Raw genomic sequence first — 20,616 nt, forward strand, 5'->3', positions numbered from 1 at the left:
TAAATAATTGCAACTTTATATCAAGATGTAATATCAATAGGAGCGGACTTTAGTCCGCTTTTTCTTTGCCTCAATACATCGGCTTTAGCCAAAACTTACTATTCTTAATGTTTCCAATCAATCTTAACGGTTAATTTTTCTAATCTTTCAATTTATAATTTTTTAAATATTTACTTTTGCAACAAATTACTCACATGCAAAATTATTTAGAATTCGATTTTAAAATACAACCTCTTCAACCTTGGAGTGATATACTAATGGCCGAGCTTATCGAAATAGGTTTCGACAGTTTTACGGAAGAAATTCATGGGATTTTAGGATATATTCAAAAAGATCTTTTCAAAGAAGAAGAACTGAAAGCGTTACCGCTTTTTCAAAACGAAGAAGTGAAAATAGAATATACTTTCACAGAAATGCCCAATATCAATTGGAATGAAGAGTGGGAGAAGAATTTTGAACCTATTAATATTGATGATAAAGTTTTAATCAGAGCAGAATTTCATGAATCTGTAGAAGGAATGCACGAAATCATCATTCAGCCAAAAATGTCTTTCGGAACAGGTCATCATCCGACAACACATTTGATGATTCAGCAAATGATGGATATTGATTTTAAAGCCAAAAAAGTCTTAGACATGGGTTGTGGAACTTCAGTTTTGGCGATTTATGCAAAACAAATCGGAGCCGGAGATACAAAAGCAATTGACATCGACGAATGGTCAGTAGAAAATTCAAAGGAAAATGCAGTAAGAAACAATGTTGAATTGGATATCGAACTGGGAACAGCTGACAATTTAGGAAAAGAAAATTACGATATTATTTTAGCCAATATCAATCGAAATATTCTGATTTCAGATATCCCAACATACGTTTCTGTTTTAAATGATGGTGGAAAATTATTGCTATCAGGATTGTGTTTCTTCGATGTAGATGATATTTTGGAAGTTTGTAAAGAAAATAATTTAGAACTGAAAAAGAAATTGCAGCGTGAAGAATGGGTAAGCTTATTGCTTGAAAAGTAAATCGTAAAATATTAATATGAAAACATTCATCACCATTTTATTTTTGTGCATTATTCAGCTTTTTTCTGCGCAGGAAGAAGATTACGAGTATGCGAATGGAGTTTTTCAGTTTGAAGAAAATAAAGCACAGAAAATTTTCACCGATTTTACGAGAATAAGACAATCGCCAAATGTCAATGCTCAAATTCTGGATTCTCTCCAAACGAATCAACAAATCTTAATTCTCAAAAAGATGAAACCATCCTTAAATTAGGAGAAAGAAGAGCAAATTGGTATAAAATATCTTACCAGAAAGGTGATGAAACTTCCGAGGGTTATGTTTGGGGCGGAAATCTTTGTGTAGGCTACAGAACTAAAAATGGATATGATTTTCTTTTTGGATTAACAAAAACCATTAGTAAAAAGACAAGGAACATCCTGAGATTATGATTATGCAAAATATTGCTTCCATCAAAATGGTTGAAGGAAACACATTGATTGATGAGGTTTCTTTCGATACCGGTTCAGGCGAAAGCTTGAGCTACGGAACTTTCAATATTGAGAGCAATCATAAGCTTAAAAATGTAGAATTTACTTTAAAAGCAATGGTTTCTGGTGAAGCCTGCGGAATTGCGAGCTATGATCAATATGTTTTGGTGAAAGATAAAAAAATGATTGCACTTCCTCAGTTGATGAATGTTGGTGATGCAGATGTTTATTATCACAGTGAACAATTTGTTTTTCCTAACGATAAAGGCGGAATTCCCAATGCTTTTATCTTTAAAATGGAAGAGATGGAAAAAGATGAGAAAGAGCGGGAAAAGAAGAAAAATGCATCTAAAACTTATCTTTGGAATGGTGATTCTTATCGACTGAAATAATTTTTAACTATAAAATCTGAAAGCCACTGTAAAATACAGTGGCTTTTATTTAAGATATTTTCTCGATGTTATTTTTTTCAGTTTCCATGACTGAGAACAAGCAAAAAATAAAAACAGCACCAAGATTGATGCTGTTTTAGTTGTAGAACTGTTGTTTGAGTATTTTACCACAAAATTGTATATCATTATCTATAATTTTTGTGATGAAATCAGTTATAATCTAAAGTGATGTATCTTCAGTTTCCCTATCTGGCCATGCAAAGCATTCAGGATCGTAGCGATTCGTATCTACCAAATAAAAAGTATTCAGACCTTGTATCAGGCTGCCCCAGCCTAGGAACAATTGTTTTACGTCTTCCTGGTACTTACCAAAATCGGGAAGGTCTTCCTGTAAAGCAACAAGTTCTGCAAGATCATCATCATGAATTTTCATGGCTTCAGTCATGGCATCTTCTAATGACAAGTTATAGTTTCTCTGTAAGACGATAACGATATTCATAACTTCAGTATCCTTGCTGAGTTCTTTTTTCAATCCCTGGATATCATTCTGCCAGGCAATAATTCTGGACCATACGGATCGAACACGTTGTATCACAGGATGGCGCTCTACTTCTTCTGTTAAAAAGGTATGAAACTCTGCATCAACCAGATAGAAATAAGGGAATATTACAATTGAATATTCACGGAGTACTTTAAACAATGCAAGTGAAGGTACTGTTTGGGTTGCCTTATAAGTTGCCTCTTCCTGAGCACCATATCTTGTAACGGTGTAAAAAGTATCTGCCAAGCGTTTCATCCATTCATCAGGCATAAAAGCACCAAATTCATCTCTGATTTTGGCGGCTTGGATGAAATAACCGGGATCTTCCGGAGTAAGACTGTCTCCTCTGAATATTGCTACGAGTCGGTCGCAATATCTACTGACCTCTTCTTCGGTTGAATATTCTAGTTGATCATCAAATATGGTATGGAAAACAACATACCGATGCATAGGTGTTACGCGCTCATAACTTGCATAAGGATACATTCTTGCCGAGCACTTGTGCAGGTTCATGCTCTTGTATCGTTCACGGATATTTTCAGATAAATATACATAATCAGTGTCAATCCAGTTTCTGTAATCAATACCCATTTGTTCCATATTCGGATTGATTTTATCTGGCCAAGGGTAATAACCTTGAGGTAGGTAATTCGACGGGTTGTAATCTTCTGGTTTCATTTTTTTAAAATTAAAGTGATAAATTGATGTTTGATAGTTGGTTATTATGAGAGGATATTTTAAATTAAAAATATTCTTGTAAAAAGTATTATTGAACCTGATTCAGCTTTGCTTTTAGTTCTGCTGCCCCAGGAAATTCTGCTGCGGTATAACGATCCAGTTTTGTAGATATATTTTTCCATCCGCTCAGTACCATGCTCATATAATGTACCCAGTTGATCACTGCGTCCTGCCAAATCCCAAAATCAGGAAGATTGGCTTGTAGTTCTAAAAATTCTTTCAGATCTTCATTGTGAAGACGTAAATCTTCAATACAAGCTTCTTTGAGGGACATCTGCCGTTCGTGTTGAATCACTTTTACGATATTATAGTAAATACTGTCAGTTGCTTCATCCTTCAGTACAGATTGTACTTCATTAAAAAAAGTAACCAGATGGCAAGCAAGTGTTTGCAGGCGAATGATTACAGGATGTGCATGAATCTCCGGTGGAAGAACGATTCCCGTTTCTAACTCTGTAAGCTGTAGAAAGGGATAAAGACAGATGGAATTTTCACGCAATGCAATGCATTCATTTACACTGGGATAGGCTTTGTTTTTCTTGTATTTTAATTCTGTTTCTAATCCTGTAAAATACCTACTGATCATTTGCGTAAAACGGGCAACTGATTCTTCTGGGATAAATTCAAGGAGTTCTTCTCTTAAAGAAGCCAGCATAGGTCCTAAAGGTATTCCTGAATCCTTAGCTGTTATTTCACCTTTCAATATTGCAATAGACTGGGTGTGTACATGTCCGATATCTTCCGGTTCACTTTCTTCATAGAGATCATCATTGTACAGAGTCCATAGCATTAATCTGCAGATGGGTTTGAACCGTTCAGGTGGTGCTGTTGGAAACCATTGAGCCGCAATATGTGCTGTTTTGGTTTTTTTATACTTTTTCCGAAGGTCTGGGTTCTGCTCATACAACCAGAGGTATTCCCCGTCGATCCATTGGTTTTCGGTAATCTGTTGTAAGTGTTCGGCATTGGGATTTTTTAATGTAGGGAATGGGTACCTGAACTGCTGGCGAAGGAGTTCAAGGGTACTGAAATTTTCATTATCCATATTGTGTGAGTTTTGGTTTAGTTTTTCGCTAATATATGATATAATGCATTATAATTGTGTTTAATTTCATTTTTTCGTGAAATAAAACAATGATGTGTTTTGAAACAGTAATATTGATGGGGAATTTCGAATGGAGAAAAAAATAAATGTTGGAAGAAATTCGGAATTTCTTCCTTTGTATTGACAAATTTCATACTTTTTTATTATCCCATTTTAGCACAAGAAAAAGAATATTGCCGACAAGTAAGTTTTCTTAAATATGACATAGTGATGAAAGGTTTTGAAAATCATCAGAAAGATATTCACTTCTTTAAATCAGTTAAACCTGAAATACTCGGAAAGTTGATCTACTATGATAAAGTTGTTTGTATAGAATCTTTCTGTCCCTGCAATATCTGCCGTAAGATTCATTTGTCAGTGGATGCTGAATACAGATGTAACAGAAACATATGAGTAAATATAAATAAAAAAGAGAAACCAAATATTGATTTCTCTTTTTTAGTGAGCGCGTCAGGATTCGAACCTGAGACCGTCCCGATTAAAAAATCGGGATGCTCTATCTGGATTGACCTTCGATTAATTTTTTAATTTTTGCTTTGCTTTTCCAGGCTTTTATTTCGATTTCTCGTTTATAAGCCACTGATTTATTTTTGAAAGTTTCAAAATAGACAATTATCCAATCTTTTGCTTTTGAAGTGAATCCTTTATGATGTGCAAGATGTTTTCTTAATCGTTCCTGCAAATCTTCACAAGAATGACCGATATAATATTTATCAATCGATTTAGAGTAAAGTATATAGCAGAAACACATGAGTAAATATAAATAAAAAAGAGAAACCAAATATTGATTTCTCTTTTTTAGTGAGCGCGTCAGGATTCGAACCTGAGACCGTCTGCTTAGAAGGCAGATGCTCTATCCAGCTGAGCTACGCACCCATTTGCAATTTTGAAAAAACTACTAAAACAGTCGGGGCGGCAGGATTCGAACCTGCGACCTCCTGGTCCCAAACCAGGCGCGATGACCGGACTACGCTACGCCCCGATTAAAGGTCATCTTTACAAGTTTTACCTTGTTTTTTGTGGGTGCAAATATATGAATTTTTTTGATAAGTCAAAATTAATATTAGATTAATTTGAAAAATATCTTTGAAGAACATAATTTAGAATCTAAATTGAAGATTAAAAAAAACAAAATAGGCAGGAATTATCTATTGTGGTGATGTTAATTATCTGAGCAATTTTGCTTTCACTCCCGCATTTTTAATCATGTTTCTCAACTCTGAAATCTGGCCGTCGGAAAAGTCTTTTTTCGGAACCATATTCATCGTAAGTTTACTTTGATATATTAAAAACCAATCTGTGGTTTCTTTCACTTTAAAAACGGTATTCCAGGTGAAGTCTCCTTCGAAAGTTTCTCCCTTCGTCTGAACTTTTTCATCAGTGAAAGTATAAATGATTTCTTTCTGAATTTTCTTGTTAGAATAAAAAGCATTTTTCAGACGGAAGTAGGAACGCACAATAATGAAAACAATGATAGCAACAAACCAAAGCGCTGCAGATTTGAAAATTTCCTTTGTATCATTTTCAGCATTATAAAAATTCAGACCAAAAAACAGAAAAATGATCAGAGAGAAAATAATAATTCTTGACAATGAATTTTTAAGATTGAAATTCAAAAAATCCTTAAATGTTATGAGAGTTTTTATCGTTATCATCTTGACTAAATTCTTTCCAACTCTTCAGCACTGATTACTGTTTTAAAGCTTCCATAATTTACCGTCACTTTACTTTTAGAGATCGTTTCTATCGTCCCAACGCTTGTGCTTCCGGTAATTCTTACACGCTGCCCGATTTTCATCCAGACTGCACGGTCAGTTTTACGTTTTTCCTCAATTTTATCGTTGGTTTCGCTTATTTTTTCGATGACGTCTTCTTTTTTCAGCTGTTGTGTGATTTTTCTTTTAACAACCTGCATACGTTTGGTTTCATCTTTGTCAGCTCCGATTTTTCTAAATTTTTCCTGCTCCAGAATTTTCACGAAATCTTTCACAACATCTTTTCGGGATTTCCCCTTAATGTAACTGTCGATAAAACCTTCAATTTTATTTCCAAACTGCAGTTTTCTGTGCTCGTCTTCATACAATTTCTGGAAGTTGAAGAGCTTCTGTTGAAGCTGCTCGTTCAGTTTCTGAAGGTTATCACGCTTATCTTCTACAGAACCTTTTCTTTCAGCAAGGTCGGTTTTCAGTTTTTCAACCTCAAATTTTTCCTGCTGAAGCTTGACGATGGTTTTATCTAAATTAACGATGTCATGTTCCACTTTTTTCTTCGCAGAATGAATGATAAATCTTGGGATTTTATTCTTTTCGGCAACTTCAAAGGTGAATGAACTTCCGGCTTGTCCGACCTCCAGTTTGTACATCGGTTCCAATGTTTCTTCATCAAAAAGCATTGCCGCATTTTCCGCATTCGGAAGACCTTCAATCACCAGTTTGATGTTGGTGTAATGCGTTGTTATAATTGCAAAACTCTTTTTGTCATAGAAAAACTCAAGGAAACTTTCAGCCAAAGCACCACCTAATTCCGGGTCAGAACCGGTTCCGAACTCGTCAATCAATAAAAGCGTATCAGGATTCGATTCACGGATGATGCCACCCATTTTCTTTAATCTTGAAGAGTACGTTGAAAGGTGGTTTTCGATCGATTGGTTATCTCCAATATCGGTCATGATTTTTTCAAAGAAAAACATCTCTGATTTTGGATGTACGGGAACCAAAATTCCACTTTGAATCATCAACTGAAGCAATCCGACCGTTTTCAGAGTAATCGATTTTCCGCCCGCATTCGGTCCGGAAATACAGATGATTCTGTTATGCTCCGTTAAACTTAATGTTTGCGGGAAAATGGTTTTATTTTCAGCCTTATTTCTCAACCATAACAATGGATGAAAGGCGTCTCTTAGCTTTAAAGTTTTGTGACGGTTAATTTTAGGTAAAACACCATTCACCATTTCACCAAATTTAGCTTTAGCTCTTGTTAAATCTAAATCAAAAATATACACCTGATATCTCCAAAGTTGCGGCTGGAAAACTGCTAATTCTGCCGTAAGCTGTCTCAGGATTTTATCAATTTCTTTCTTTTCTTCTTCCTGATCTTCACGAAGTTTAAAATAATGCTTCACCACACTATCCGGCTGAATAAAAGTAATAGAACCCGTTTTTGAAAGTCCTAAAACTCTTCCCGGAACTCTTTTTTTATAGGCTGATTTTACTGCTAAAACTCTTTGATCTTCAATAATACTTTCACGAATATCATCTAAGAAATCACTTTGGCTATAATTAAATAAGACTCTGTTGAAATTTTCCTGAATGGCTTTTTTAGCCACCTGAATTTCAGCTCTCAATGTTTTCAGAATGGGTGAAGCTTCACTTTTTACTTCACCAAAACGGTTGAAAACCTTGTCAACTTTATCGATGATTTCTTTTTTAAATTCCAAAGCAGAGGCATCCTGCATCAGATTTGGAAAAGTATCTGGCATCGTCGGGAAAAACTTTTGGAGTTTTCCTATTTGTTCGGTCAGAGTTTTTATTTTGATGAAAGCGACATTTTCAAGGCGGTAATTCTCAATCAGCATAAGTTTCAGTTCGCTTTCAATATCTTCGTATTCATCAAATGGAATTGCATTTGAGCTTTCAAAACTCGATTGATATTCTGAAGTTTTTTTTAATGAAATTTCGGCTTCGTCAATTTTCATCGGACGAAGCTCAAGGATTTTTTCTCTGGTTTTCGGAGAATAGGCAAAAGGTGCAATTTCCGCGAGCAATTGCGGAAACTCTAATTCGTTTAAATCTGCTTTATTTATATACACAGTGCAAAGATAATTAATTTGAAAATGAGTTAATTTGGAAATTTAAAAATGAATTTGATTTTTTACCATTAAGTCTTTGTTAAGAAGTAAGAATTTTTAAGCTGAGCTTCGCTTTAAGCTGCCTGCTTAAAAAAATCTATTTGATTTTTGCTTAATCAATCTTATATTTTAAATTACCTTAATGTTTCAATTTAAATTAATTTCGAAATGGTTTTATTACATTTGAAATATGAAACTAGAAACCGAAAGATTAATTTTAAAACCCATTGACGAAAGTCACGTTGAAGACATTTTAAAGATTCGAAGTAATGAAGTTGTCAATCAGTTTGTCAAAAGAATTCCTCCAAAAACAAATTATGATGCGCTTGATTTTATTTTAACCATCAAAAAAAGAGTTCAGAATAATGAATCTTTGAATTGGGGAATCTCTTACAAAAATCAACAAAATCTTATCGGAACTATCTGCCTCTGGAAGTTTTCACATGATCGAACAGAAGCAGAAGTCGGTTATGAATTGCTGCCAGAATATCACAGAAAAGGAATCATGTCGGAAGCTTTGACTGCAGTTTTAAATTATGGTTTTAATGAATTAAATTTGCAGGAGATTTTAGCTTTTACCAATAAGTTTAATGAAAATTCAAAAGGTCTTTTAGTAAAACATGATTTTGTTTTGCAAGAGGGGAGAACTGATGAGGGTTTTCCGGATAATTTGGTTTTTAGCAAAAAACATAATGGTATTTAAATTGTAATTCTAAATTATCAAATTAACTCATTCTCAAATTTTCAAATTGACATTATGACCTGGACCGAAATTCTAGCCCCAATAAAAAGCACACCTTACTTTACCAATCTTTGGGAAAAAGTAAAACAAGAATATGCCACCACAAAAGTTTTCCCGCCAAAAAATCAGATTTTCAGAGCTTTGGAAATTACGCCTTTTGATGATATTGAAGTTGTCATTATAGGGCAAGATCCTTATCATAATGACTTTCAGGCAAATGGTTTGTGCTTTTCGGTTTCCGAACAAGTGACTGCCCCGCCGTCTCTTAAAAATATTTTTATCGAACTGAAAAGTGATTTGGGAGTTGAAAGAACTTCAAAAGAATTAGACGATTGGGGAAAACAAGGTATTTTGATGCTTAATGCAACTTTAACGGTTCGTGCGCATTCGCCAAATTCTCACAAAGATTTAGGCTGGGAAACGTTTACCAATTATATCATCAAAGAAATTTCAGATAAGAAAGAAAATGTGGTTTTCGTTTTGTGGGGAGCTTTTGCACAAAAAAAAGCCGAACTCATTGATCCGGCCAAGCATTTTATTTTAAAGTCTGCACATCCGTCACCATTTTCGGTTTTTAAAGGGTTTTTCGGAAGCAAGCCTTTCTCAAAAATTAATGAATATTTAGTTTCAAAAGGCAAGAAACCTATCGGTTGGTAGAAGATTTTCCATCTTCTTTATTGATGATAATTCCGATTCTGTATTTTCCACCCAGAGTTTTTGCTCCGGCTTCAGCTGTTGGAGCAGGATTTACTTCAACCAATGAAATCTTGTATCCGTTAAAAATGGTCGATTGATGATAGTTTCGTCCTGCGTTTTCTGTAGTTGCTAAAGAAATCGTTGCGGGTCTTGTATGGGTTCCCATAAATTCTATATTTGCGACGGCTGCTCCCTGCCAGACACAAGTCACACCTTCCGGACAGCGGCTGTCTTCAGAAATATTTTTAAAGGTAACATTCATTTGGTATTCGCTCAGAAATTTATTTTCTCCTTCATTGAAATAAATGACTTTTCCTTCAATCTTCTGGTTTTTAGATTCTTTCATCGTCAATTTTTCAGGATTTTTTGTGTCTTTTTGTGCATTGCAGTTTGCTAAAAATAAGAAAGCAAAACTTGATAGTATAATTTTGTAAAACATAGTTTTTTAAATTAAATCAGTTGTCATATCCAAAACTACAACAAATAACATTGCCAACCCGACCACCATGCTAAAACCTGTTCCGTAGATGAAACCAATGAAAGCACCTTTTGTAGATTGCAAAGCTTTGTTCATGTCTTTGCTGTCGTGTAATAATTCTCCGATAAAAACTCCGGCAAACATCCCTACTAAAAATCCTAAAGGTATCGGGATGAAAATTCCGACAATTGTTCCGATGATCGAGCCTATACTTCCCCAGCGAGTTCCTCCGTATTTTCTATTTGTTTTTGCAGGAATTACATAATTTAAAACTGCCGAAGCCAGCGTAAGAACCACAAATGCCCAAATGTAGATCATTGACATGTCAGAATCTGTACCGTATTTATAAATTAATAATCCGGCAAGACTTAAAACAAGTCCCGGTAAAACGGGTAAGAAAGTTCCAAGTATTCCCAAAACGAGTAAAATAATACTGATAATTGAGATTAAAGCATGATCCATAAAAGTAGTTTTTAATAAAAAAAGTGACTGCTTAAAGTCACTTTTTCTTTGTATCAATTTTCAAGCCGATTTTTTATAGATTAAGAATTACATATTGTAAAATCACCCCTGCGTTTCCGATGTTTCCTGTAGCGTGATTGTGGAAACTTGTATAGTAAATATATCCGCTGTTTGCAGAGCCAGAACAAGGTCCCACTGTTGCTCCTAAAGCTACTAAAAAAGGAACTGTAACTGTAGGAACAGAAAGACTGATCTGGATGTTTCCGGGAAGAGTAATACATACGGTGGTGAATGCTGTATTTGGAGCATTTCCGATAGGTGTAGTTGGAATTCCTGTCGCAGCAAAATGATTTGTTCTGATCATTAAGGCCTCGTTTGCTGGAGTCTTAACCAAAACTTCCCAATAGGCAGGGTCATAATTGATGATTCTTTGCCAAGCTCCCAAATCAAAATCAATATTAAGAGTGTTAAATCCTAAAGCTGTCGCTAATCCTGCATTGCTTACTGTTGCCGGAACGATACCTGAAGATCCAGTGTTTGTAGAGCATAATTTTGCATCCGGAACAAATCCTCCTGCTGGTGCACAACTTGTAGTATTATTGGTTCCTCCCACTAAATATGCAACATCCCAATCTGATGCGTAGATGCTTCCACCGTTCGCAACAAATGTAGCTAAGTTGGCATCAATTGCCGGAAAAAGAGATTGATTAACGGTGTGGTTTCTAGATCCGCAATTCAGGAAAATAATGTCATACTGAGCAATGCTATTGATGTTGGCAAGATCAGTATTGGTAATTTCTGTAGCGGTGTATCCTAAAGTCTGAATAATATCTTCTATCTTATCATAAGAACCTTTTACGTAAGCAATTTTTGCAACCTGATTCAGTTTGGTCTGGTTTGCATTCAGATTTACGGTTTCATTATTTTTCACAGTTGCAGAAATCTGTGTACGAAAATTACTACCATCACCGGTTTGAATGTGAATCGTGTGATCTCCCACGGGAGCTTCTAAAGTGAAATTTCCATCTGCGTCAGAAGTCGTGTAGTAAATTTTATATTTATCGTCAAAAGTAAAAACCGATGCACCTCCAATAGGTTTGCTTCCGTTTTGGGACATGACCTTCCCGGATAGTTTTCCGGTTTTCAATACAGTTTCTGTAATCTCAGCGGGAGTTTCAGATTCGGAGCGGCATGCTCCCAGAGATAGTAGAATGATAAAAATTAAAAAAAAGTTAAGTTTTCTCATAATAATTAGTTTTATGGTTTAGACTACTAAATTAATGAATTTATTGTTAAATATGTTTCATTTTTAAGTTTAATTTATTGAATTTGTAATCATTTTTCAAAATAATTATTAAAATCTGTTATGGTAAAGGTTTTGCTGATTCTAATTTTATTAAATTTGCTGTAATGAAAGACGAAATAAAAGATACCAAAAGTTTTCTTCAGGAATTAAGCGAACAGCTTTATATTTATATATCAAAAATTTCTCCTACCGGGTTTGAATGGATTTTTCATATCATTGTAAAAATGGCTTTGTTGGCTGGTGTTTTTATGGTGTTAGATTTAATTTTTAAAATCATCATCAATTATGTTTTTCGCTTTTTTCATAATGAAGAGAAATTTCCGGTAGTAAAGTCTATTTATCAGTCAAGGATTACCAATTCTGTTGCCCATTTTGTAGCATTAGCGATTATCGGATCTATACATGAATCAATTTTCGTTGGGGCATTGAAGCAAACGACCATTTTTATTCACAGGTCTGTCAATTTAGGTTTGGTGCTTATCCTAGCGGGTATGTTATATAGGTCTTTGACGGGTTTCAGATACTATTTTACGATAAAGCAGGACTATTACAAGGTAATGGCAATCAATGCTATTTCCGAAACAGTGAAAATTCTGGGTATTTTTGTGTTTTCGATTGTTAGTATATGTGTTGTTTTCGGGATTAAAGGAACTACAATTGTAGGGAGTCTGGGAGCAATCACTGCGGTTTTGGTCTTGGTTTTCAGAGATACTATTTTAGGATTTATCACGGGGATTCACGTAGCAACTTCGCGAAGTTTGAAAGTAGGAGACTGGATCGGGATTCCAAAGTACAGCATCGAAGGAAATATTTTGGAAATCAATTTGCTGACGACGAAAATCACGAATTTTGATAAAACGATCTCCTCAATTCCTACTTACGATTTACTGACTACGGAAATCAAAAACCTTCAGGTAATGTCGGAATCTAACACGAGAAGAATTAAAAAATCTATATTTTTTAATATCAATTCATTTAAATTTTTGAATAATGAAGAGATTGAAAAATTAAAAGATATTAATCTGATTGAAGATTATTTGAATGAAAAAACTTCGGAAATTAATCTAGAAAAAGAAAAAATAGAGCACCGAGATAAAATTATCAACGGAAGACAGTTGACGAATATTGGTGTTTTTAGATATTATGCTCAGAAATATCTTGAAAACGATCCTGAAATTGATAAAGAGAGCCCGATCATGGTTCGTCAGCTTGAAATTACTACGCAAGGACTTCCTATGGAGGTGTACTGTTTTGCAAACGATTCTAAATGGGAAAAATTTGAGCAGATTCAGGCAGATATTTTTGACCATCTTTTGGTTGCTTCCAAAGAATTTGATTTGCAGATTATGCAGATAGGTCTACCGAAATAAATTCTAAATTGAGATTTGAAGTTGTTTTAAATAAATATGGTCACTCAGAATAAAGTCGAAATAGTAAACTGTATAATGCTTGTGTTATCAATCATTGCGGCTTGCTTTTTGCCGTTTGAGACCTTTTTATTTTCTTATGCCGTACTTGGGCCTTTGCATTATCTTACAGAATTGCAGTGGCTTAATAAGAAAGATTTCTTCATTCCCAAAACGAAAACTTTGATGTTTGTCATTCTTTCTACCTTGATTACAGTGCTTTTGTTTTTAAATTACTATATCTTTTTTATTCAGAAAACAGAAATTTTGGTGGGCGTGATTTTGTCGTCATTTTTTGCCCTTTGCTTCAGTTTTATTTTATTGGTGAATTCAAATCGAGCCAGAATATTCATAGTAGGATTTATTCTGCTTTTGGGAATTTTATATTTTGTAAAGCCAATTCTAATCATCATGTTAGGTTTGTTTTTACCGACAATTATACATGTCTATGTTTTTACTTTTTTTTCATGATTGTAGGGTATCTGAAATTTCCAAACAGATTTTCACTGATGGGTATTTTAATGCTTATTTCAGTCCCTTTACTTATTTATTTTTTTCCTTTAGAAAATTTGATTAAATCTAATTTTAGTTCACAAAAAATATATAATTCAACAGGTTTTAAAATAATAAATGATTGGCTTGCACTCATATTTGGTGACAATAAAGAAGTTAACACAGTAATAATCTTTAAAGCTCAGATTTTCATAGCCTTTGCTTATACTTATCATTATTTAAACTGGTTTTCTAAAACTTCAGTAATAGGATGGGCAAAAACTTTAGAGCTTAAAAAAATGATTCTTGTTTTAGGAATCTGGATTTTATCTATAGCTTTGTACCTTTATAATTATCAAACAGGATTGATGGTTTTGTTTATTCTAAGTATGATACACGTCCTCGCAGAATTTCCACTCAATGTTTTATCCATCAAAACTATATTTCAAAAACTTATTAGTAAATGACTAAACTAAGCGTAAACATTAATAAAATTGCAACCATCAGAAACGCAAGAGGCGGAGAAACACCGAGCGTAACAGAAGCTGCAATAAAAATTCAGGAATTTGGTGCCCACGGAATTACCATTCATCCACGACCAGACGAAAGACATATTACAAGAAAAGATGTCTATGATTTGAAACCTTTGGTGACGACAGAGTTTAATATTGAAGGAAATCCGCATAGAGATTTTATTGATATGGTTTTGGAAGTAAAACCTGAACAAGTGACCTTAGTTCCGGATGCTGACGACGCTATCACTTCAAATGCAGGTTGGGATACAAAGAAACATTTCGATTTTTTAAAGGAAATCATCGCAGAATTTAAAAGTGCAGGAATCAGAACTTCTGTTTTCCTTGACCCAACACCTGAGTTGGTAGAATATGCAGCAAAAACCGGAGCAGACAGAATTGAATTGTACACCGAAGCTTATGCTAAAGATTATTTAAAAAACAAAGAACAGGCAATCAAACCTTATTACGATACAGCTGTTGTTGCCAATGAATTCGGGTTAGGGATCAATGCTGGACATGATTTAAGCTTAGAAAATTTAAAATATTTCGCAGACCATATCCCGAATTTATTGGAAGTTTCCATCGGTCATGCTTTAGTTTCTGAAGCCTTGTACATGGGAATGGAAAACACGGTTCAGGCTTATTTGAAAAGATTGGCAAAATGGTAACAATAGAAACTAGAAGTTAGATATTAGAAATTAGTAAAACAGTTTGAAATACTAATCTCTAACTTCTAATTTCTAAAATCTCAGAATAATTATGGAAATTTTACACTCAAAAATATTCGGCGAAAACCTTTCGTCAACACCGCTTTTAGTATTTCATGGTTTATTTGGAATGCTTGATAATTGGGGGAGTTTCGGAAAAGAATTGGGTGAATTTTTGCCGGTTCATTTAATTGATTTACGAAATCACGGAAGAAGCTTCCATTCTGAAGAAATGTCTCATGATGATCTGGCAAATGACATTGCCAACTATATGAATCATTACGGAATTGAAAAAGCTCATGTTCTAGGGCATTCTTTAGGAGGAAAAGCTGTGATGCAGTTTGCATTAAATTATTCCGAAAAAGTTGAAAAATTAATCGTTGTAGATATTGCGCCAAAAGCTTATCCACCACATCATCAGGGGATTATAAAAGCTCTTGAAACAGTTGATTTCGAAACGGTGAAATCAAGAAGTGAGGTGGAAGCAGTTCTCACTCAGTATATTCCCGAGAAGTCTACAATTCAATTTTTAGCTAAAAACTTGTATTGGGAAGAATCAGGAGATACCAAAAAGCTTAATTGGAGGTTTAACCTGAAAACGCTTTCTGAAAAATACAATCAGTTTGTTTCAAATGCGATTAAATTTGGCGTTTTTGAAGGCGAAACATTATTTATTGCAGGTGAAAAGTCAAATTACATTTTACCGCAGGACGCATTCGCAATCAAACAGCAATTTCCAAAAGCTCAGATTGTATCCGTGAAAAATGCAGCACATTGGGTGCAGGCAGATAATCCGGTGGAATTCAGTGAAGTGGTAAGAAATTTTTTAGGTCTAAATTAATTTAGATAAAACTAAAAGGAATCTTTCAGCAAAATCAAAATCTTTGCTAAGTGAAATCAAGGATTCGACGAAGTCAAAACGCCTTTGCAAATCTTAAAAACGTTAGTAGTTAAAAAATCTTTGCGAACTTTGCGTTAAAATTAATTAATCATCTCATACAAATTCAATCAAATAACCACATAAAATTTGCAAATTTGCAGGAATTTGTAATTCAATAATCAAGCAGGAAATAAATTCATGGTTTTTGTAACAGGAGCAACAGGAATTTTAGGCAGAATCATCGTTTTGGAACTTTTGAAAAGAGGTAAAACGGTTCGTGCTGCAAAAAGACCTGCAAGTGATATTGACGAAGTAAAAGATTCTTACAAGTTTTACACAGAAAATTCAGAAGATTTTTTAATAAAATTGAATGGGTGAATGTTGATTTTGACGATATTCATTCATTACAAAATGCTCTGAACGGTGTTACAGAAGTTTATCATTGTGCTGCAAAAGTGAGTTTTCATCCTAAAGATGAGAAAGAAATGTATCATACCAACATAAAAGGTACAGAAAACCTTTTGTTTGCCTGTGAAGATTCAAGTGTTCAGAAATTTCTTCATGTAAGTTCGATTGCCGTTTTAGATGGTTTTAATGAAAAAGGAGAGTTGGATGAAGAATCAGATTTTAATCCTAAAATTGAACATTCTGCTTATGCAATTACAAAGCATCTTTCTGAAATGGAAGTTTGGAGGGCTTCTGCGGAAAGTTTGAATACCATCATCATCAATCCAGGAATGATTATTGGAACCGGAAATTGGGGTAAAAGCAGTGGTGATATTTTCCCGACTTTTGAAAAAAATAGTTTTACATTTTCAGGAAACTCAGCGTACGTTGATGTGCGTGATGTCGCAAAAATTGCAGTTGATTTGATGGAGAAAGATCAATTCGGAGAACGATTTATTATCATTTCCGAAAGTAAAAAATATGCAGAAATCGGAAACCAGATCAGACGAAAATTAGGTTTGAAAGATGCGAGCATTCTTTCAAAAGGAATTCTTAACACCGGAAGATGGCTCAATGTCTTTTTTGGATGGCTGATTCCGCAACTGAAAATGGCAACCAAAACCAATATTGAATCGGTAACTTCTACAAGTATCATTTCAAACCAAAAAGTAAAAGAAGCTTTAAATTTTGAATTTATTCCGGTACAGGAAAGTGTAGATTTCCATCTCAATAATTATATTAATGACAAAAAGCTGAACAAATTATAATGAATCTTGCAGAGGCAATTATCAGTAAAAATGCTGAAAAACATCCGTATAAATCAGCTGTTGGTTTTAAAAAGAAAGAAGGATGGAAAGAATTGAGCTGGAAAAAATTCAGCGAAATTATTTATAAAACCGCAAACGCATTAAAAAGCAACGGAGTAGAAGAAAACGACAAGGTCGCCATCTATGCAGACAACTCTGCGGAATGGTTGATTTTTGATTTGGCAGCAATGTCAATCGGAGCGATTACGGTTCCCATTTATTCTACCAACAACGCCGAACAGGCAGAATATATCATCAAAGATTCTCAGGCAAAAATTATTTTGGTCGGAAATCAGACGCAGTACGATGCGTCTTTTGAAATTGTTCAAAAGGAAAACAGCCTTCAGACAATAATTGTTTCAAAAAAAGCAGTTTGGGTAAAAAAAGAAAACACTTTTTATCTTGAAGACTTTATTGCTAAATCTTCCTCAAAACTAGAGATTATCAAAAAGGAGTTTGATGATTTGGCAACAATTATTTATACATCAGGAACTACCGGAACGCCAAAAGGTGTCATGCTGACCCACGGAAATTTCATTAAATCTTTTGACGCACATTTTGAGTTTTTTAAGTTTAAAAATTTTGAAGAAGAACTTTCATTAGCATTTTTACCTTTGACTCACGTTTTCGAAAGATGTTGGAGTTTATTGTGTCTTTATGGGGGCGCACGAGTATATTTTCTTGAAGATCCAAAAGATATTGCCCAGGCATTGATCGAGGTAAAACCTACGATGATGTGCGCTGTACCAAGGTTTTTCCAGAAAGTGTATGCCGGAGTTTTAGAAAAAGCCAAAGAAGGGTCATCATTTAAATTAAAAATCTTCGATTGGGCTCTGGAAATTGGAAAGCAAACCGCAGAATTAAAGAGAGTAGAGAAACCAGTTTCTTTTGGATTGATGCTAAAACATTCAGTGGCGAATGCTTTAGTTTTCAATAAGGTGAAACAAAAAATGGGTGGAAGACTTTGGTTTATGCCTTGTGGTGGTGCTTCTGTTTCGCCTGATGTGACACAATTATTTGAAGCAATGGGACTTCATGTCACTGTTGGTTATGGTCTTACCGAAACTACTGCGACTTTGACGGCGTTTCCATTTACTCATTTCGAGCATGGAAGTTGCGGAAAACCTTTACCCGGTGTTGAAATTAGGATTGGTGAAAATGACGAAATTCAGGCAAAAGGAAATGGTGTAATGAAAGGCTATTACCAAAAATCTGAAGAGACGGAAAAAGTTTTCACACAAGATGGTTGGTTTAAAACCGGTGATGCAGGAAAGTTTGATGAAAACGGAAATCTCTTCATCACAGACCGTATCAAAGATTTAATGAAAACTTCCAACGGAAAATATATTGCGCCACAGCAGATTGAAAATATTCTGACGAATAATAATTACATCAATCAGATTGTTTTGGTTGCTGAAGGACGACAGTTTGTTTCAGCATTGATTGTCCCGAATTTTGAGTTCTTGGAAGACTATGCGAAGAAAAATAATTTTTCGTTCAGTAATCGTGAAGAATTGGTGCAAAAGAAAGAAATAATCGATTTATATAAAGACAAAATAAAAGAACTGCAGCATGAACTTTCAGACTACGAAAAGGTGAAAAAGTTCACTTTAATGCCTTCTGAATTTGAAATCAGCAGCGGAGAAATCACCCCGACGTTGAAAGTAAAAAGAGCAGTAGTTTTGAAAAAATATGCTGAGATTATTGAAAAAATGTATTAGATTATTGATATTAAATTTCATTTAAATTAAACTTTATGATGGAAAAAATTATTCCGGATTTATTAACCTATTTTCCTGTTCTAAGTCTTATCGTTATTATTTTTTATCTTTATTTTTCAGATAAAATTTCAAAAGATAAAATGAATTCTTATTTGTTTGTAGGACTTGTTTTTATTATTTTAAGCCATATATCACAATATTATGTAAATAAACGTTTAGCAGCGGATTATAATGCTTCATCAGAAATTATGAAATGGTATTCTCTAATAAGTTTGATTGGAGGTTTTGGTTATAAGCTTATTTTCTATAGTATAATTGTTTATTTGCTGAAATTTGAGATTCTTAAAAATGAAATAGAAAGAGAAAATATTTTTCTTCTAATTGTATATTCTACTTTAAGTTTTGGACTTTTTGTTCCGTATTGGTTTATTAAAAAAGATATTAAATTTAATGCAAAACTTAATGTATGGATTATTTTGTTAATATTTTTCCTTTCGTGTATTCATGTAGGTTTAATTGATGTATTTAGCCCTTCTTCTAGCTCAAATAAGGTTGTTTTAACGATTTTGTATTGGGTGGGGCAAGTTGGTTATTCCGTATGTTTCTTAGTTTGTATTTTTTCTCTCCGAAAACAGATTATGGAAAAATTTAAAGGAATAGATATCAATTCTGTTTGGACATTTTTTATAGGAATATGGCATGTTCAATTTTCACTGAATCAATATATTAAAAAGCACGAAAAATAATTATGGAAAACTTTTTAGGAAAAGAAAATTTTAATATACAATCTACAATAGTTTCAGAAAGCTGCCCGTCAAATATTGCCTTAATTAAATATTGGGGGAAATATAAAGATCAGATTCCTGCAAATCCCAGCATCAGCTATACTTTAAATCATTGTAAAACAAATACCACAATAGAATTTCTGGCTGATGAATCGTTTTCGGTTCAGACTTTTTTGTCTGGAAACAAAGAAGTGAAATTTGCTGAGAAAATCGAAAAATATTTTAAAAATATCGAGAAATATCTTCCTTGGATTTTAAAAGGAAAATATATCATCAAAACAGAAAATACATTTCCTCACAGCTCGGGAATTGCGAGTTCAGCTTCAGGTTTTGGAGCGATAGCAAAATGTCTGATGAAGTTGGATGAAGCGTTTTCAGGAAAAAATTCAGAAGAAGATTCTTTACAAAAAGCATCATTTTTGGCCAGATTAGGAAGCGGAAGTGCTTGCAGAAGTCTTTACAACGGATTGGTTGTTTGGGGTGAAACTGATGTGGTTGATGGTAGTTCAGATTTGTTTGCGGTAAAATATTCTGATGATGAAATTCATCCAGTTTTCAAAGATTTTAATGACTGGGTTTTACTGATTCATGAAGGCGTAAAAAGTGTTTCTTCGACCGTCGGTCACGGTTTGATGAATACTAATCCTTACGCTGAAAGGAGATTTCAGGAAGCAAGAGAAAATTTTGTTCCGATGAAAGAAATTCTGAAAAATGGTGACATGAATGCTTTCATTAAATTGGTTGAGCACGAAGCCTTAACGCTTCACGCAATGATGATGATAAGCAATCCTGCTTTTATTTTGATGAAAACCGGAACTTTAGAAGTCATTAATAAAATCTGGGATTTCAGGAGAAAAACAGAATTGCCATTATTCTTTACTTTGGATGCTGGAGCGAATGTTCATCTTTTATTTCCAAATGATGGCTCAGAAGAAAAAATAAAAACTTTTATTAAAGCTGAATTGCTGCAGCACACTCAGAAAAATGGGGTGGTGAAAGATGTGATGAAGTTTTAATAGAAATAATATCAATAGGAGCGGACTTTAGTCCGCTTTTTTAT

The 20,616-nt window shown here is 34.1% G+C and carries 21 protein-coding genes, 3 tRNA genes and 1 pseudogene; 14 read left to right on the plus strand and 11 right to left on the minus strand.

What is annotated here, in order from left to right:
* The first annotated feature begins 194 nt into the window (after positions 1 to 194).
* The 3 genes from prmA (at position 195) to EAG08_RS22280 (ending at position 1,882) form a co-directional block, all read left to right on the plus strand.
* Positions 195 to 1,022 carry a 50S ribosomal protein L11 methyltransferase gene (gene prmA / locus EAG08_RS16225; RefSeq protein WP_129536344.1) on the plus strand — a complete coding sequence of 276 codons (828 nt, stop codon included), beginning with the start codon at positions 195 to 197 and terminating at the stop codon, positions 1,020 to 1,022.
* A gap of 16 nt (positions 1,023 to 1,038) precedes the next feature.
* Positions 1,039 to 1,275, plus strand: a complete 237-nt coding sequence (locus tag EAG08_RS22275) for a hypothetical protein (protein WP_228446604.1) — start codon at positions 1,039 to 1,041, stop codon at positions 1,273 to 1,275.
* Between the two features lie 178 nt (positions 1,276 to 1,453).
* Positions 1,454 to 1,882 carry a hypothetical protein gene (locus tag EAG08_RS22280; protein ID WP_228446605.1) on the plus strand — a complete coding sequence of 143 codons (429 nt, stop codon included), beginning with the start codon at positions 1,454 to 1,456 and terminating at the stop codon, positions 1,880 to 1,882.
* Positions 1,883 to 2,102: 220 nt separating this feature from the next.
* Here the strand turns inward: EAG08_RS22280 and EAG08_RS16235 are convergent, their stop codons facing one another.
* Both EAG08_RS16235 and EAG08_RS16240 read right to left on the minus strand, forming a co-directional pair.
* Positions 2,103 to 3,101, minus strand: coding sequence for a terpene synthase family protein (locus EAG08_RS16235; RefSeq protein WP_129536345.1), 999 nt, complete (start codon positions 3,099 to 3,101; stop codon positions 2,103 to 2,105).
* 88 nt (positions 3,102 to 3,189) lie between these two features.
* Positions 3,190 to 4,206 (minus strand): terpene synthase family protein, encoded by a 1,017-nt coding sequence (locus EAG08_RS16240; protein WP_129536346.1) that lies wholly within the window; start codon positions 4,204 to 4,206, stop codon positions 3,190 to 3,192.
* Positions 4,207 to 4,476: 270 nt separating this feature from the next.
* Here EAG08_RS16240 and EAG08_RS16245 point away from each other — a divergent pair, with 270 nt between their 5' ends.
* Positions 4,477 to 4,659, plus strand: coding sequence for an RteC domain-containing protein (locus EAG08_RS16245; protein WP_129536347.1), 183 nt, complete (start codon positions 4,477 to 4,479; stop codon positions 4,657 to 4,659).
* A 49-nt stretch (positions 4,660 to 4,708) separates the two neighbouring features.
* Here the strand turns inward: EAG08_RS16245 and EAG08_RS21420 are convergent.
* From EAG08_RS21420 to EAG08_RS16270, 6 genes are all read right to left on the minus strand, one after another.
* Positions 4,709 to 4,780 (minus strand) — tRNA-Lys (locus EAG08_RS21420).
* Positions 4,763 to 5,047 carry a GIY-YIG nuclease family protein gene (locus EAG08_RS16250; RefSeq protein ID WP_228446606.1) on the minus strand — a complete coding sequence of 95 codons (285 nt, stop codon included), beginning with the start codon at positions 5,045 to 5,047 and terminating at the stop codon, positions 4,763 to 4,765. Before EAG08_RS16250 ends, EAG08_RS21420 begins: the two co-directional genes overlap by 18 nt.
* Positions 5,048 to 5,068: 21 nt before the next feature.
* A tRNA-Arg gene (locus EAG08_RS16255) sits at positions 5,069 to 5,142 on the minus strand.
* Between the two features lie 31 nt (positions 5,143 to 5,173).
* Positions 5,174 to 5,248: transfer RNA gene (locus EAG08_RS16260), tRNA-Pro, on the minus strand.
* 184 nt (positions 5,249 to 5,432) lie between these two features.
* Complete coding sequence (locus tag EAG08_RS16265; protein ID WP_164998582.1) at positions 5,433 to 5,858, minus strand: YcxB family protein; 426 nt, start codon at positions 5,856 to 5,858, stop codon at positions 5,433 to 5,435.
* A 68-nt stretch (positions 5,859 to 5,926) separates the two neighbouring features.
* Positions 5,927 to 8,074, minus strand: a complete 2,148-nt coding sequence (locus EAG08_RS16270) for an endonuclease MutS2 (RefSeq protein ID WP_129536350.1) — start codon at positions 8,072 to 8,074, stop codon at positions 5,927 to 5,929.
* Positions 8,075 to 8,303: 229 nt separating this feature from the next.
* On the opposite strand from EAG08_RS16270, the gene EAG08_RS16275 reads away from it, so the two are divergent.
* Both EAG08_RS16275 and EAG08_RS16280 read left to right on the plus strand, forming a co-directional pair.
* Complete coding sequence (locus tag EAG08_RS16275) at positions 8,304 to 8,816, plus strand: GNAT family N-acetyltransferase (protein WP_129536351.1); 513 nt, start codon at positions 8,304 to 8,306, stop codon at positions 8,814 to 8,816.
* Positions 8,817 to 8,870: 54 nt separating this feature from the next.
* Complete coding sequence (locus EAG08_RS16280) at positions 8,871 to 9,512, plus strand: uracil-DNA glycosylase (RefSeq protein WP_129536352.1); 642 nt, start codon at positions 8,871 to 8,873, stop codon at positions 9,510 to 9,512.
* Here EAG08_RS16280 and EAG08_RS16285 read toward each other — a convergent pair.
* From EAG08_RS16285 to EAG08_RS16295, 3 genes are all read right to left on the minus strand, one after another.
* Entirely contained in the window at positions 9,499 to 9,990 is a 492-nt protein-coding gene (locus EAG08_RS16285; protein ID WP_129536353.1) for a hypothetical protein, read from the minus strand. The genes EAG08_RS16280 and EAG08_RS16285 overlap by 14 nt on opposite strands.
* Before the next feature lie 6 nt (positions 9,991 to 9,996).
* The gene (locus EAG08_RS16290) at positions 9,997 to 10,491 is read right to left on the minus strand and encodes a DUF456 domain-containing protein (RefSeq protein ID WP_129536354.1); all 495 of its coding nucleotides are present in this window, start codon (positions 10,489 to 10,491) and stop codon (positions 9,997 to 9,999) included.
* Between the two features lie 73 nt (positions 10,492 to 10,564).
* On the minus strand, positions 10,565 to 11,737 hold the full coding sequence (locus tag EAG08_RS16295) for a carboxypeptidase regulatory-like domain-containing protein (protein ID WP_129536355.1): 1,173 nt from the start codon (positions 11,735 to 11,737) through the stop codon (positions 10,565 to 10,567).
* Positions 11,738 to 11,901: 164 nt separating this feature from the next.
* On the opposite strand from EAG08_RS16295, the gene EAG08_RS16300 reads away from it, so the two are divergent.
* The 8 genes and pseudogenes from EAG08_RS16300 to EAG08_RS16335 all read left to right on the plus strand — a co-directional run bounded on the left by EAG08_RS16300 (position 11,902) and on the right by EAG08_RS16335 (position 20,572).
* Positions 11,902 to 13,167 (plus strand): mechanosensitive ion channel family protein, encoded by a 1,266-nt coding sequence (locus tag EAG08_RS16300; protein WP_129536356.1) that lies wholly within the window; start codon positions 11,902 to 11,904, stop codon positions 13,165 to 13,167.
* A gap of 545 nt (positions 13,168 to 13,712) precedes the next feature.
* Entirely contained in the window at positions 13,713 to 14,162 is a 450-nt protein-coding gene (locus EAG08_RS16305) for a hypothetical protein (protein WP_129536357.1), read from the plus strand.
* Positions 14,159 to 14,878, plus strand: a complete 720-nt coding sequence (locus EAG08_RS16310) for a pyridoxine 5'-phosphate synthase (protein ID WP_129536358.1) — start codon at positions 14,159 to 14,161, stop codon at positions 14,876 to 14,878. The genes EAG08_RS16305 and EAG08_RS16310 overlap by 4 nt, the downstream gene beginning before the upstream one ends.
* A gap of 91 nt (positions 14,879 to 14,969) precedes the next feature.
* The gene (locus tag EAG08_RS16315; protein ID WP_129536359.1) at positions 14,970 to 15,758 is read left to right on the plus strand and encodes an alpha/beta fold hydrolase; all 789 of its coding nucleotides are present in this window, start codon (positions 14,970 to 14,972) and stop codon (positions 15,756 to 15,758) included.
* Between the two features lie 237 nt (positions 15,759 to 15,995).
* Positions 15,996 to 17,011: pseudogene (locus tag EAG08_RS16320) on the plus strand (NAD-dependent epimerase/dehydratase family protein).
* Positions 17,011 to 18,771, plus strand: a complete 1,761-nt coding sequence (locus tag EAG08_RS16325; RefSeq protein ID WP_129536360.1) for an AMP-dependent synthetase/ligase — start codon at positions 17,011 to 17,013, stop codon at positions 18,769 to 18,771. The pseudogene EAG08_RS16320 and the gene EAG08_RS16325 overlap by 1 nt, the downstream one beginning before the upstream one ends.
* 35 nt (positions 18,772 to 18,806) lie before the next feature.
* The gene (locus tag EAG08_RS16330; protein WP_129536361.1) at positions 18,807 to 19,517 is read left to right on the plus strand and encodes a hypothetical protein; all 711 of its coding nucleotides are present in this window, start codon (positions 18,807 to 18,809) and stop codon (positions 19,515 to 19,517) included.
* Positions 19,517 to 20,572: a diphosphomevalonate/mevalonate 3,5-bisphosphate decarboxylase family protein gene (locus EAG08_RS16335; protein ID WP_129536362.1), complete on the plus strand. Its 1,056-nt coding sequence runs from the start codon at positions 19,517 to 19,519 to the stop codon at positions 20,570 to 20,572. The genes EAG08_RS16330 and EAG08_RS16335 overlap by 1 nt, the downstream gene beginning before the upstream one ends.
* Positions 20,573 to 20,616 lie beyond the last annotated feature (44 nt).

Source organism: Chryseobacterium sp. 3008163 (genome assembly GCF_003669035.1).
Lineage (GTDB): Bacteria > Bacteroidota > Bacteroidia > Flavobacteriales > Weeksellaceae > Chryseobacterium.